This is a genomic window from Nonomuraea sp. NPDC048916 (genome assembly GCF_040649575.1).
Taxonomy (GTDB): domain Bacteria; phylum Actinomycetota; class Actinomycetes; order Streptosporangiales; family Streptosporangiaceae; genus Nonomuraea.
The window spans coordinates 58,175-71,295 of the sequence record NZ_JBEZFS010000019.1; the positions used below are offsets into that span (position 1 = coordinate 58,175).

Below are 13,121 nucleotides of genomic sequence, written 5' to 3' on the forward strand. Positions count from 1 at the left end.
GCGGTGGGATCGCGATACGGGTGGCGCGGCGCCCTGCCGCCCTCCCCGGATTCAGCCCGCCGACCAGCCGCCGTCCACCGGCACGATGGCGCCGTTGACGAACGAGGCGGCGTCGGAGGCGAGGAAGAGGGCGGCGTCGGCCATCTGCTCGGGCTGGGCCATCTGCTCGCCGAGGGCGAGCACCGGGCCGAGCCGGGTGATGCCGGCCGGGTCGAAGTCCCTGACGCCCTCCGCCGTGGCGATGCCGGTCAGCGTGGGGCCGGGCAGGATGGCGTTGCAGCGGATGCCCTCCTTGGCGTACGCCCAGGCCACGCTGCGGGTCAGGCCGACCACGCCGTGCTTGGAGGCGGTGTAGGCGGCGCCCGCCGCGCCGCCGCGGATGCCGGCCTCGGAGGCGGTGTTGACGATCGCGCCGCGTCCTTCGCGCAGCATGTGCGGCAGGACGGCGTGGGTGACCAGGAAGGTGCCGGTCAGGTTGACGCGCAGCACCCTCTCCCACATCTCGACCGGGATGTCCGCGGGCAGGGCCATGTTGTCGATGATGCCGGCGTTGTTGCACAGCACGTCGATCCGTCCGTACGCGCTGATCGCGGTCTCGGTGAGAGCCGCGACCGACGCCTCGTCGGAGATGTCGGCCACCGCGGCGATGGCCGTGTCGCCGATGCCGGAGGCGGTCCGCTCGGCGCTCTCCCCGTTGATGTCGCAGACCACGACACGGGCGCCGGCCTTGGCGAAGGCGACGGCCATCGCCCTGCCGATCCCGGAGCCCGCACCCGTGATGAGGGCGACGCGGTCGTGGAAGCTGTCGGTTGTCAAGGTTTCGTCCTCCCGATCGGGGGCGCGGAAAGCCGGCTGAAGGAGACGGTGGGCGGCAACAACCGGACAAAATTGTCCGGTTGCTACGATAGCCGTTATGCCTGCCGCGCGTCGACCGAACAGAGGCCCCAGTGCCGCGGCGGAGAACCGTGTGGCGCTGATCACGGCGGCTCGCGAGGTCTTCGCCGGCGCCGGATACAACGCGCCGCTCAGCATGGTCGCCCGCGCCGCCGGGGTCGGCCAGGGGAGCCTCTACCGGCACTTCCCCGATCGCATCGGTCTCGCGCTGGCCGTGTTCGAGGACAGCGTCGCCGACCTGGAGGCCCTGGCCGCCGAGCCCGGCACCACCCTCGACGACGTGCTGGCCCTGATCACCGAGCAGACCATCGCCTCGACCGCGTTCATCAACATGGTCAGCGCGCCCCCGCGGCCCGACCCGCGCATCGTCGAGGTGCGCGATCGCGTGGCGAGGCTGCTGGAGGGCAGGCTTTCCGAGGCTCGGCGCGCCGGCCGCGTCCGCGCGGACATGACGGCCGATGACCTGGTCATGGCCGTCGGCATGCTGGCCAGCCTGCTCGCCAACATTCCGGCCGCCGAGCGGCCCGAGACCGCCGAACGGATGTGGAGACTGCTCCGCAGCGGGATCGAGCCCTGACCGAGCCGCCGCCCTGCGGTTCGGCTTCGACGCGGATGTTCCAACTGGTCCCGTACACGTTGGGATTCGTCTGGAGGACGAGGGCGATCCTGCCTCCGGGAGCGCCGCGCGGAGGCGGAGCTGGCGCTGGGCCACGACACCACGCTGATCCCCGAGCTGTTCGAGCTGGCGAGCCGGCACTCGCTGCACGAGCGGTTCAGCGCCCAACTGATGCTCGCGCTCTACCGGGCGGGCCGCAGGGGCGCGCGGTCCCGGCTCGACGGCTGCGCGGCCGCTCACGACCTCTGGCGCTCCGCGCTGCGCACCTTCACGCGGACCGGCGTACGCGAGGGGGGGAGCTGACCGCCTGGCGCCGCCGATGGGGCTGCCACTGCGACCTCTCGGACGTCCGCGAAGATCGATGATCCGGACGGGGGCGGGAGCCGCCGCGGGCCGCCGGAAATCGAAGATCACTCACCGATCGTTGCTACGATGGGCGACACAATAGTCACGCTCCGCGATATCTCTCTTCTGGAGCCCCCCATGCGCGCATTCCTCAGATCGCTCGCCTTCCTGGCGGTTCTCGGCGCCGTGCTGACGCCCGTCGGGGCCGCCGCCGACGTGCCCCGCGCCAAGCGCTACATCGACTCCTTCCACTCGGAGGCCGGATGCCGGGCGGCGGGCCGCGACGGCGAGCGGAAGGGACACTGGACCAACCCCACCTGCGTCAAATCGATCATCGACCTTCTCGGCACGTGGGACCTTTGGGTGGACTGACCCCGGATCCGGCCGCCGCCGTCCGGTGGCAGGCCCGCGGCGCGCACCTGGCCGGCATGGCCTCCGCGCTGCTCCTGGCCGTCCTGGTGGCGAGGTTCGCGGTGGTGCTGCCCGGCTGGGAGCGGCAAGGGCCGGCACACCCCGGCGAGGCACGGCTGACCGCCGAGGTGACCCGGCTGGTGGTGGGCCTGCCGGTGTGCGTGGTCGCGGTGTTGCTGCTGGCCGACCGCTACGCGTCCCGCAGGGGCCGGCTGGTCCTGGCCGCCGGGGTCGTGTGGGTCGTGCCGCCCGCGGTGTCCGATGTGCTCGCGCACATGGAGAGCCAGGCGGCGCCGGTCGCCGGGGCGGCGATCCTGCTGGGCGCCGCCGGCACCGCCTGCCAGCCGCTGACGGTGCTCCTGTTCCCGTTGTGCCTGCTCCCCGGCTCGACCTCCCGCCGATGGCGGCGGGGGGTGGTCCTGGCGGCCGGAGCCGCGAGTCTCGAGTACGCGGTGATCTGGGGGCTGGGCACGCCGGGCCTGCCGGGGTTCGCCAGCCCGTGGTCGGGGACCGCGCCGGGGGAGTGGGCCTCGGATCTGCTGCACAACAGCCAGAACGTGCTCGACTGGATGACGCTGGCGGTGACCGTGGCGATGACGGCGGCCCTGGTGCGCGGCGCGGGCAGGGCACCCGCCGGCGAGGGGCGCGGGGTCCGAGGGCTGATCGCGACGGCCTACCCGCTCTACGTCTGCCTGCTGCTGTCCGACCTGTGGGGCGAGAGCTGGACGATCGTGGCGCGGGCGGCCGGGGTCACGCTGTGGGGAGCCATGATCTGCCTGGCCGCCTCCCGGGGCGGCATGTGGCGGCTGGAGCGCGTCACGAGCCATCGCATGGCCCGCGCGTTCGTCCTGGCCGTGCTGGTCATCGCCGCGACGTGCGCCGCGACGGGGGCGTGGGCGGCCTTTCCCGCCGCGCGCACCACGGCCACCGCGATCGCCGCCTGCTGCGCGCTGGTGGTCGGCTGGGCCGCCCGGCCGGTCGTACAGCACGCCGTCATGGCGGTCGAGCGGGCGTTCTACGGGCCGCGCGCCCGGCCGCACGAGGCCGTGCGGGCTCTGGCGGCACGACTGCAGCACGCCCCCCATCCCGGATCCGTGCCCGAGCAGATCTGCCGCAGCGTCGTGGAGGACCTGGGCCTGTCCGGGGCGAGGATCGGAGTCGAGACCCGCGCGGGTCCACGCGTGCTGGCCACCGCCGGCTCCCCGGTGAGCGGGCCCGGACAGGTCTTCGTCCTGCGCCACCACGGACAGGTGGTGGGCCGCCTGGAGGTGGCGCGCGACGGCGCGAGCACACCGGCCGAGCGCGACACCGAGCTCCTGTCGCTGCTGGCCGACCAGGCCAGCCCGGCGCTGGCCGCCCTGCGGCTGGGCGAGGAGGCGCAGGCCGCCCGCGAGCACCTGGTGCTGGCCCGCGAGGAGGAGCGCAGACGGCTCCGCCGGGAGATCCACGACGGCCTCGGGCCCCAGCTCGCCGCGGTCCAGCTCCGGCTGGGCATCGCCGAGGCGTGCAGCCCGCCGCCCGCCGCCGCTCATCCGCATCTGCGCACTGCCGCCGAGGTCCTCGGCGAGGCGCTGGCCGAAGTCCGCCGCATCACGGCCGGGCTGACCCCCGCCACCCTGGTGGACCGGGGACTGCTCGACGCGACCCGGATCCTGGCACACCGCCTCACCACCGACGCCGTGCTTGTCACGGTGACCGACCCGCCCGCACCGCTGCCCGCCCTGTCGCCGGCGGTGGAGACCGCCGCCTACCGCATCGCCGCCGAAGCCGTGACGAACGCCGTACGCCATGCCGGAGCGCGCGGCGTGGCGGTGACCTTCACCACGGCCCCCGCGGCGCTCACCGTGACCGTCACCGACGACGGCGACGGCTTCGGCGCGGACGCGCTGCCCGGCACCGGCCTGTCCTCGATCGCCGAACGCGCCGAGGAGATCGGCGGCGCGGCCACGATCGACACCGCCCCCGGCGGCACCACCGTGACCGCCACCCTCCCCACCACCCTCGGAGATCCCCATGAGTGAGACCGGGCCACGCGTCTGGCGGGTGCTGCTGGTCGACGACCACCCCCTGTTCAGGGAGGGGCTGGCCGCGGCGGTGGACCTGGACGGCGAGTTCACCGTGGTGGGGCAGGCGGCCACCGGCGAACAGGCCCTGACCGAAGCCGCCCGCACCACCCCCGACCTGGTCGTCATGGACCTCAACCTGCCGGGACAGTCGGGCATCGAGGCCACCCGCGACCTCCTGCGGGCCCATCCGGACCTCCGCGTCCTGGTCATGACGATGTCCGAGGACGACGACAACCTGCTGGCGGCGATGCGCGCCGGGGCTCGCGGCTACCTCCTCAAGGGCGCGGTACGTGAGGAGATCCTGCTGGCCCTGCGCACGGTCTGCCGGGGCGGCGCGGTGTTCAGCCCGCACATGGCCGAACGCCTCACCCGGCTGTTCGCCGCCTTCTCCAGCACCCCGGCGAAGGAGGCGTTCCCGACCCTGACCGCCCGGGAGCGCGAGATCCTCGACCTGCTGGCCCAGGGGCTCGGCTACCGGCAGATCGCGCAGCGGCTGTTCGTCACGGACAAGACCGTGCGCAACCACGTCGGCTCGATCTTCGCCAAGCTGCGGGTGCCCGACCGGGCGGCGGCGATCGTCCGGGCCCGCGACGCGGGACTGGGCTCGGGATGACCGGAGGGGTGACATCCCGAGCCCCTTTCACCCGGCCGTCAGCGGTCGGTCCACAGATTCCACATCCAGCCCTCGGCGCACTGATACTGCGACCAGTGCCCGCGATCGACCCCCTGCTGGCCGGCCGTCACGCAGTCGCTGTGGAACCAGAACTTGCCCCGATGCACGGGCAGGTCGGCGGCCGCCTGGGCCGAGGCCGCCTGGGCCGATACCGCCTGGGCCGATACCGCCTGGACCGACGCCGCCTGGATCGGCTGCCGGGCCTGGACACCGGCGGCGGCGGCCTGGGGGACACCGGCCAGGGCGATCACGAACCCGGTGGCGGCGAGCATGCGCTTCATGAGCGTTTCCTTCCTTGGGTTTGCGAACCGGCGACCCGCCGGTTCTTCGGACACCCGAAGCCTCGCCCGCCCGGTGTCCCAGGCACATGGGCCACACACCACATGCCCGCCCGTGTGCCCGGGCAGCCGGACCTGCGGTCAAGCGCCTTCGCTCACCTCGACGGCGCCCGTGGGGCAGACGGCGGCGGCTTCACGGACCGCCGCCCGCAGGCGCTCGGCGGGCTCGGCCTCCAGCAGGACGACGAGGCCGTCGTCCTCGCCCTGGTCGAACACCTCCGGCGCGAGCAGCACGCACTGGCCGGCGCCGCAGCACCTGGACCTGTCCACGACGACCTTCATGACACGTTCCTCTCCGCCTGGCCGGGGGTGACGGGCGCCAGCCACACCGCGACGATCGCGTCGATCAACCCGTTGGCGGCGGCGTGCCAGCTGGGCCGGGGAGTGGGCCTGCCCTCGGCCAGTGCCCGCTCGCGCTCGGCGCACATGTGCACCATCAGCTGGCGTGCCATGTCATAGCGCTCGGCCCGCACCTCGGCCGGGAGCTCGGGCAGGCAGTGGTTCATCCCGTCGAGGATCCGCTGCAGCGTCGGCGAGGTCAGAGCCTCGTCGATCACGATGTCGCGGAGCGCGGGGTCGACCATCACCTGGGCGGCGAAGCGGGCGTACCAGGTGGGACTGCCCAGGACGGCCAGGTGATCGGTGAGCGAACGCACCATGCAGCCGACCCAGTCGCGCGCCTCGGCGGAGTCGCCGATCTCGGCGAGCAGGTTGGCGCGCAGGATCTCGACGCGTCCGGCGTGCTTGCGCACGATCGCGCGTACCAGGTCGGCCTTGGTGCCGAAGTGGTAGCCGACGGCGGCGTTGTTGCCCTGCCCGGCGGTCTCGCTGATCTGGCGGTTGGACACGGCCGACACGCCGTGCTCGGCGAACAGCCGCTCGGCCGCCTCCAGGATCTGCTCACGCGTCGCATTGGCCCGCTCGGCCCGGACGGCCACGGTCACCACCGCACCGGAACTTCGCTCAGCCCGCCGACGACCAGCCCGTCCACCTTCCGCAGCTCCTGCACCGGCACGGCCAGCTCCAGTGACGGCAGCCTGCGCAGCAGCACCTCCAGCACGACCTGCAGCTCGGTGCGGGCCAGTGCCTGCCCCAGGCAGGAGTGGGCTCCGGAGCCGAACGACAGGTGGGGGTTGGGGCTGCGGCCCAGATCCATCTCGCCGGCGGCGTCGAAGACGCTCTCGTCGCGGTTGGCCGCGGCCATGCTGCAGATCACCGTCGTGCCACGCGGCAGCACCGTCCCGCCGACCTCGGTCTCCTCGCGCAGGTAGCGCGGCAGGCCGAAGCCGGGATTGGCGTCGAAGCGCAGCGACTCCTCCACGGCCGTGCGCACCAGCGACCGGTCGGCCAGCAGGCTCTCCCAGCGGCTGCGGTCGGCCAGCAGCATGCCGACCATCTTGCCGATCATGTTGGCCGTGGTCTCGTGCCCGGCCACCAGCAGCGCCATCCCGGTGACCAGCAGCTCGAGGTCGGACAGCCCGCCGCCGTCGGCGTCCGCCCCCTTGATCAGCTCGCTGATCAGATCCTCGCCCGGCCGCGCCCGCTTGGCGGCGACGTGGTCGGACATGTACTGGAAGAACTCGGCCTGCGCCGCGTCGACCTCCGCCTGGCCGAACCTGGTCAGGTTGAGCAGCGTGTCGGACCAGTAGGCGAACCTGTCGCGGTCGGCGGCGGGCACGCCGAGCAGGTCGCAGATCACGTACACGGGCAGCGGGAAGCCAAGGCTCGCCTTGAGATCGGCGGGCCGGCCGCGCTTGACCATGTCGTCGATGAGCTGCTCGGCCATCTCCTCCATCACCGGCCGCAGCGCGGCCATCCGCTTGGCGGTGAACCACCTGCCGACCAGCCGGCGCCACCGCTGGTGCCCCTCGCCGCCATCGGGGATCACCTGCGCCATGTCGCTGCTGAACAGCCCGCCCGACTCGTTGGCCGACAGCCGCGCCGCGTCGTCCGCGTTCAGCAGCCGGGTGAAGCGGGGGTCGGCCAGCACCTGCTTGACGTCCTGGTAGCGGGTCAGCAGCGACGCCTCGTCGCCGCTGGGCAGCCTCACCCGGGCCACCGGACACCCCTGCCGCAGCCGCGCCCACTCCGCCGGCGGCTCCAGCGCCGCCTCGGCCGGGATCGGGTAGTGCAGGACCTGGTCGTTCTGGCTCATGCGGCATCTCCTCATGACGGAACGTGTCACGAAGAGTCAACTCAGCCGTCGTAAGTTAAGTCAAGCGACTGATTTAATTCTTGGGGTGATGTTGACGCTCGCCGCCCGACGGAGGGCGTGCTAGGCGACGGAACCGTAAGCGGGCTTGCCCGCCCACTCGTAGGTGATGTACACGACGCCGGCGTCGGTGGGGGTCGCGCCGGTGAGCTTCAGGCCGGCCGGAGTGGCGCCCTCGGCGAAGAGCCGCTTTCCCTGGCCCAGGACGACGGGGAAGACCAGCAGGCGATACTCGTCGACCAGCTCGGCCTGCTGCAGCGTGCGGATGAGGTCACTGCTGCCCTGGACGAGGATCTCGCCGTCGGTGCTCCGCTTGAGCTCGCCGACAGTCTGAGCGGCCTCGCCCACCAGGACCTGGGTGTTGCGCCACTCGGCGTTCATCGGTGTCCTCGTGGTGACGTACTTCGGCATGCCGTTGATCTTGGCGCCGCCCTCCTCGTCGGGCACGCCGGGCCAGTGCGAAGCGAGGATCTCGTACGACCTGCGGCCCAGCAGCATGCCGTCGGCGCGGTCGAACTGCTCGCCCATGATGCGGCCGAACCCCTCGTCCACGTGCGGGGCCAGCCATCCGCCGTGCTGGAAGTCGTTGGAATCGTCCTCGCCGGGCCCGCCGGGACCCTGCATGACACCGTCCAACGACACGAAGGTCGAAACGATCAGCTTGCTCGCCATCTCTCATTCCTTCTTTCGGAAGGTGGGAAGGGCGGGGTCCGTCCTGTCCCCGCCGTTGTCTTGGGTGCCTTCAGCCTGGCGGAGCCTGCTTACGGATTTCTTAAGGCCTCCCTTTTGACATGCGGGGGTTTTCCAGATAACCGGATCACGTCAATCCCAGCAGGGCGGGACGCGGCGGGTGGCAGGCCGCGATCACCGCGGAGAGGGACGGCCGCCTCGCCCCTCGCGCATGGTCACGTCGCGGACCGCGACGGCGGTGGCCGTGTCGCCGTCCACCTTCGCCATGACCATGACCTTCTGCCCGGTCTTCAGCGCGTCGGCGCCTTCACCGCGGCGGTTGATCCGGGTGTCGCCGTTGAGCGCGTACTCCTTGACGTAGCCGTCCTCGCTCTTGACCGTGATCGAGTCCTGGTCTGCGGCCGTGATCTCGCCGTACTGGGTGGCGACGGTCACGTACTTGCCCTCACGGTCGGGGACGACGAACTCGCCGTGGATGGGGCCGCCGAAGCCCGTCTTGTGGCCGCCCCGGCGCTGTTCCGGCACCTTGTCGGAAGGCGTCCCCTTGTCGGAGGGCGTCCCGGACGGGCTCGCCGACGGTGTCGCGGTGTCGCCGGGCGTGGAGGTCGGCGACGTAGGCGACGGCGAGGGGGAGAGCGCCGACGCGGTGGCGACGCCGGCACCGGTGACCACGACGAGGGCGGTGGTGGCGACGAGGAGCAGGGAACGGGGGAACCGGCGCCTGGACGACGTGTTCGCCGGTGGTTCCGGGGTGCTGAATCCGTCCGGTTCAGTGGTCATCTTTCTTCCTCCAGATTGGTATGCAACAGGACAACAGTGCATCAACCAACCTAAAACGGACGTAAGCGCCCTTCGTGTCCTGAGGCGTACCCTCCGTGCACGTGGCTCCGATGCAAGGAGAGCCCGTCACCCGGCTCGCGAGGTTTCGCGGGGCTCCTCGACCTCGATCATGGTGCGTACGGAGCTCTATGACGCGGGTTGGCGAACCTGGGGCCGCCGCCTCATCTCGGTGCGGGGCGTTCGCGCGGCGGCGACGGCGGGCTCGGCCGGAAGACGCTGCGAAGTGCCTCGTTCACCATGTCCATCGCCGGGTCGTCGCATTGGCCGGTGCGGGCGATGAGCAGGACCCGCGGGACGGGCAACCCCGGTGTGTCGATCGTGGACAGCTTCCCGGTGCGGAGGGCCTCCTCCACGGTGACGCGTGGCAGGACGCTGAGCCCGAGGTCGGCGGCGACGCAGGCGCGGATCGCGTCCACGTTGCCGAAGCGGCTCACCTTCGCGCGACCGCCGGCCGCCATGCCGAGCCGCCGGGCGACCACGTCGCTGTAGCTGCATCCCTCTTCCAGCAACAAGAACTCGTGTTCGGCCAGGCGCTGCCAGCCGGCGCGCCGGCCCGCCAGCGGGTGACCTGGTGAGCAGATGACGGCCAGCCGTTCCGCGCCGATCCGCTCGCCCCGGACGCCGATGTCGGGCAGCTCGCACTCGAACACCAGCGCCAGGTCGGCGGACCCGTCGCCCAGTGCTTCCAGGGCGGCCGTGGTGCCGGCGGCGGCCACCGACAGCTGCACCTGGGGATGGTGTTGACGCAGGAGCGCGGCGACCTGTGGCAGGCGATGACCGCAAATGGTGCCGGGGGCGACCAGGCGCACGGCGCAACGAGCGTTCGCCGGGTCGCCGATCCGCTCGGCCTCCGCGGCGAGGTCGAGGATCTGCCGGGCGAGCGGCAGCAAGCGCCGTCCGTGCGCGGTGAGGACGACTCGGGCGGGCAGCCGGTCGAACAGCCGCACTCCGAGCCTCTGCTCCAGGGCCTGGACGTGCGCGCTGACCGTGGACTGGGCGAACGCCAGCTCCTGGGCGGTCGCGGTGAAGCTGCCCGTGCCGTGCACCGAGACGAACGTCCGCAGCAGCCGCGTGTCCATGCGCTCCAGCCTATCGAGATTTCCGATGGGCCCGTACAAAAACCCTCGTTGGACCCGATAGGCGGAAATGGTGCAGGCTGATCGCGTGCTTGGCGGCGATGACAGGAGTTGACATGCGACCGGACCTCGACAACGGGGGTCGCCTCGTCGGTTATGTGAACGACCGGCAGCCGAACAACTGGGGCCGCTGGGGGCCGGACGACGAACGGGGAACGGTCAACTTCATCACCCCGGCCATGGTGGCCGAGGCCGCGGGACTGGTCCGCATCGGCCGCGCGGTGAGCTGCGCCATCCCGATCCAGGAGGTGATGCCGGTCAACCCGGCCCGGCCGGCGGTCGTGCACACCTTCATGTACACCGGCGCGGACTTCGTCGGCTCCGACGCGCGCGAGGAGTTCAACGGCTTCCAGGGCAGCGATGATCACATCGCCATGCCGCTGCAGAGCTCGACCCACTGGGACGGACTGGCCCACGTCGCCCACGACGACGTGATGTACAACGGCTACTGGACCGGGAACGTCGCCGCCTACAGCGGGGCCCGGCGTTGTGGCACCCATCTCCTCAAAGATCGGCTGGCGGGCAGAGGCGTCCTTCTGGACCTCGCCCGGCATCTGGGAGTCGACCGCCTGCCGCCCGGCCACGCGATCACCGTCGGCGAACTGGATGCCTGTGCCGTGGCTCAGGGCGTCGAGATCGGCACCGGAGACCTCCTCCTGCTCCGCACCGGGGAGATGCCACACTTCTACGGCTTGTCGGACAAAGCTGAGTTCTGGCTTGCCGGGTCGCCCGGACTGGCCATGGAGACTGTGGACTGGATCCATCAACGCGAGATCGCCGCGCTCGCCGCCGACAACATCGCGATCGAGGTCGTGCCGGCGCGACCGTACGAGGGCAGCTATCCGATGCACGCGCGGCTCATCCGCGATCTCGGTCTGACCATCGGCGAGCTGTGGTGGCTCGAAGACCTCGCCGAGGCCTGCGCGGCGGCGAACCGATGGGAGTTCTTCCTGGTCGCGGCGCCACTACACGTCGTCAATGCCGCCGGCGCGCCGATCAACCCGATCGCGTTCCTGTGACCTCCCGTCCTGCCGCACCACCAGAAGGGCGGTCCCCGTGCGTGTGACCGACCGGCGAACATCCGGGATGGCGGTGTACCTCGTGCTGACCGCCGCGATGGCGCTGTTCGGCAGTGCCTTCACCGCGTCCAAGATCCTGGCGGACACGCTGCCTCCCGCAGTCGCGGCAGCCCTGCGTTTCGGGTGTGGCGCGCTCGTCCTGCTGATCTGGCTCGGCGTCACGGGCCGTGGATTCGGCCTGCCGGCCCGCGACTGGCCGCGGATCCTGCTGGCGGGAGCCCTGGGGATATTCGCCTTCAACTGGCTGTTCTTCTGGGGCTTGCACCAGTCACCGTCCGTCGACGGAAGCATCCTGGTCCCGGTGCTCAGCCCGGTGCTGACCACGGCGGTCTCCGCGTTGTTCCTCCACGAGACCGCTTCGCCCGCGCGGATCGCCGGCCTGACCGTGGGCGTCGGCGGGGCAGTCCTGTTCCTGCTCGGCGTGGACGGCCCGGCGAGCGGCGAGCGGCTGATCGGCGACCTGGCCTACGTGGCCGGCGCGGGAGTCTGGACCGCGTACACGCTGCTCGGCCGCCGGATCCTCGCGGGCATCGACCCGCTGAAGGCGACGGCCCTCACCATGTCCGCCGGCTCCCTCATGCTCGTCCTGGCAGCCGCGCCGGCACTCCCATCCGTGGCATGGTCGGACCTCTCCGCCGGAATCTGGCTCGACATCGCGTACCTCGGCGTCTTCCCGACCGCCATCGCCTACGTCGCCTACTTCCACGGCATCCGATCGATGGGCCCGGCCCGGGCTTCGATCATGATGTTGCTCGTCCCGGTCTTCGGCGCCACAGGAGGTCTCGTCGTGCTCCACGAGTCGCTGACCCTCGTCCAATACGCGGGTGGGGCGCTGATGCTCGCCGGAGCCCTGCTCGCTGTGGCACGCGACGCCTTCGCCGCACCGGCGCGCCCGTCACGGCGTGGCGGCGAACCGGTCCCGCCGAAACGATCCGTCCGTCGCTGACGGTCTGCGGGCGCGAGTCGTTCAGTGGCGCACACCATGCGTGGAACGACCGGCCGCTTCGGCACTCACCTTGCCTTCCGGACCGCCCGTGACCCTGAGTGGGGCCGCGTGTCCGAGTGGATCATGTCCTCTACGTCACATGACCGAGCCTCGCCACACCGGCGTGGGCGTGTGGCGCTTCGAGACGTGGTCAGGGCGTGCCCGCGCCACGATCCCGCGAAGGCGGCAGCCGGAACAGGGTGCGCAGCGCGCGCAGGGCCGCGCGGTCGCCGCTGGCTGAGGCCGATCCGTCTTTGAGCGCGTCGGCCAGCGTGGTGCCGCCTGCGGCGATGTCGCGGAAGGTCAGCTCGTCGGTGGTGAGGACCACGTCCGGATACTGGGCGGGCCCATGGACCGTCTCCAGGGTGCCGTCATGAACACGGGCGTGGAACACCTCGTCGCCCACGCGGAATTCGTAGACGACGCGAAGCCCCGCGGCGGCCTCGGCCTGAAAGCACGCCTGCAGGCCGAGCACCGCCCAGCCCGGGTGGAAGGCTTCTCCTTCGCGAGGCTCGCCCATCGCCCATTTCAGGCCCCATCGGGCCAGCCCGAGCACCACCGGTGCGAGATCCGCGCCCGCTGGGGTCAGGGCGTAGGCCGGTGTGCGCGCCGGCGGGGGAAGCGTGACCTTGCGCACCAGCCCTCGGTGCTCAAGGGTCTTCATCCTCGCCGACAACAGGCCCGTGCCGAGGCCGCGCAGGCTGTGCTGCAGGTCGCTGAACCGCTTCGGCCCCGTGAGCAGCTCGCGGATCAGCAGCAGCGTCCATCGCTCGCCGACGATGTCCAGAGTGCGCGCAGTCGCGCAGTACTGGTTGTAGGTTCGCTCCACATGAGGA

Annotated in this window: 15 protein-coding genes and 1 pseudogene; 7 read left to right on the top strand and 9 right to left on the bottom strand. The window is 71.6% G+C overall.

The window, feature by feature from the left end:
- Positions 1 to 51: 51 nt before the first annotated feature.
- Complete coding sequence (locus tag AB0C16_RS21765; protein ID WP_357685576.1) at positions 52 to 816, bottom strand: glucose 1-dehydrogenase; 765 nt, start codon at positions 814 to 816, stop codon at positions 52 to 54.
- Between the two features lie 151 nt (positions 817 to 967).
- Between AB0C16_RS21765 and AB0C16_RS21770 the strand changes: the two genes are divergently transcribed.
- The 5 genes and pseudogenes from AB0C16_RS21770 to AB0C16_RS21790 all read left to right on the top strand — a co-directional run bounded on the left by AB0C16_RS21770 (position 968) and on the right by AB0C16_RS21790 (position 4,945).
- On the top strand, positions 968 to 1,471 hold the full coding sequence (locus AB0C16_RS21770) for a helix-turn-helix domain-containing protein (RefSeq protein WP_357685578.1): 504 nt from the start codon (positions 968 to 970) through the stop codon (positions 1,469 to 1,471).
- A 108-nt stretch (positions 1,472 to 1,579) separates the two neighbouring features.
- A pseudogene (locus AB0C16_RS21775) lies at positions 1,580 to 1,813 on the top strand (BTAD domain-containing putative transcriptional regulator); the annotation flags it as partial.
- A 180-nt stretch (positions 1,814 to 1,993) separates the two neighbouring features.
- The gene (locus AB0C16_RS21780; protein WP_357685580.1) at positions 1,994 to 2,227 is read left to right on the top strand and encodes a hypothetical protein; all 234 of its coding nucleotides are present in this window, start codon (positions 1,994 to 1,996) and stop codon (positions 2,225 to 2,227) included.
- Complete coding sequence (locus AB0C16_RS21785) at positions 2,206 to 4,287, top strand: histidine kinase (protein ID WP_357685582.1); 2,082 nt, start codon at positions 2,206 to 2,208, stop codon at positions 4,285 to 4,287. The genes AB0C16_RS21780 and AB0C16_RS21785 overlap by 22 nt, the downstream gene beginning before the upstream one ends.
- A complete protein-coding gene (locus AB0C16_RS21790) occupies positions 4,280 to 4,945 on the top strand; it encodes a response regulator transcription factor (RefSeq protein WP_357685584.1) in 666 nt (221 codons plus the stop codon). The genes AB0C16_RS21785 and AB0C16_RS21790 overlap by 8 nt, the downstream gene beginning before the upstream one ends.
- A 38-nt stretch (positions 4,946 to 4,983) precedes the next feature.
- On the opposite strand, the gene AB0C16_RS21795 is transcribed toward AB0C16_RS21790, so the two are convergent.
- From AB0C16_RS21795 to AB0C16_RS21825, 7 genes are all read right to left on the bottom strand, one after another.
- A complete protein-coding gene (locus AB0C16_RS21795; RefSeq protein ID WP_357685586.1) occupies positions 4,984 to 5,286 on the bottom strand; it encodes a hypothetical protein in 303 nt (100 codons plus the stop codon).
- 138 nt (positions 5,287 to 5,424) lie between these two features.
- The gene (locus AB0C16_RS21800; RefSeq protein WP_357685589.1) at positions 5,425 to 5,625 is read right to left on the bottom strand and encodes a ferredoxin; all 201 of its coding nucleotides are present in this window, start codon (positions 5,623 to 5,625) and stop codon (positions 5,425 to 5,427) included.
- Complete coding sequence (locus AB0C16_RS21805; protein ID WP_357685591.1) at positions 5,622 to 6,290, bottom strand: TetR family transcriptional regulator; 669 nt, start codon at positions 6,288 to 6,290, stop codon at positions 5,622 to 5,624. The genes AB0C16_RS21800 and AB0C16_RS21805 overlap by 4 nt, the downstream gene beginning before the upstream one ends.
- Positions 6,284 to 7,498 (bottom strand): cytochrome P450, encoded by a 1,215-nt coding sequence (locus AB0C16_RS21810; RefSeq protein WP_357685593.1) that lies wholly within the window; start codon positions 7,496 to 7,498, stop codon positions 6,284 to 6,286. Before AB0C16_RS21810 ends, AB0C16_RS21805 begins: the two co-directional genes overlap by 7 nt.
- Before the next feature lie 120 nt (positions 7,499 to 7,618).
- The gene (locus tag AB0C16_RS21815; RefSeq protein WP_357685595.1) at positions 7,619 to 8,227 is read right to left on the bottom strand and encodes a dihydrofolate reductase family protein; all 609 of its coding nucleotides are present in this window, start codon (positions 8,225 to 8,227) and stop codon (positions 7,619 to 7,621) included.
- 192 nt (positions 8,228 to 8,419) lie between these two features.
- Entirely contained in the window at positions 8,420 to 9,025 is a 606-nt protein-coding gene (locus AB0C16_RS21820; protein WP_357685597.1) for a hypothetical protein, read from the bottom strand.
- A gap of 221 nt (positions 9,026 to 9,246) precedes the next feature.
- Entirely contained in the window at positions 9,247 to 10,164 is a 918-nt protein-coding gene (locus AB0C16_RS21825; protein ID WP_357685599.1) for a LysR family transcriptional regulator, read from the bottom strand.
- 113 nt (positions 10,165 to 10,277) lie between these two features.
- Between AB0C16_RS21825 and AB0C16_RS21830 the strand changes: the two genes are divergently transcribed.
- Together AB0C16_RS21830 and AB0C16_RS21835 are read left to right on the top strand one after the other, a co-directional pair.
- A complete protein-coding gene (locus tag AB0C16_RS21830) occupies positions 10,278 to 11,240 on the top strand; it encodes a cyclase family protein (RefSeq protein WP_357685602.1) in 963 nt (320 codons plus the stop codon).
- Between the two features lie 37 nt (positions 11,241 to 11,277).
- Positions 11,278 to 12,246 carry an EamA family transporter gene (locus AB0C16_RS21835; RefSeq protein ID WP_357685604.1) on the top strand — a complete coding sequence of 323 codons (969 nt, stop codon included), beginning with the start codon at positions 11,278 to 11,280 and terminating at the stop codon, positions 12,244 to 12,246.
- 190 nt (positions 12,247 to 12,436) lie between these two features.
- Here the strand turns inward: AB0C16_RS21835 and AB0C16_RS21840 are convergent, their stop codons facing one another.
- Positions 12,437 to 13,114 carry a winged helix-turn-helix transcriptional regulator gene (locus AB0C16_RS21840; protein WP_357685606.1) on the bottom strand — a complete coding sequence of 226 codons (678 nt, stop codon included), beginning with the start codon at positions 13,112 to 13,114 and terminating at the stop codon, positions 12,437 to 12,439.
- Between the last annotated feature and the right edge of the window lie 7 nt (positions 13,115 to 13,121).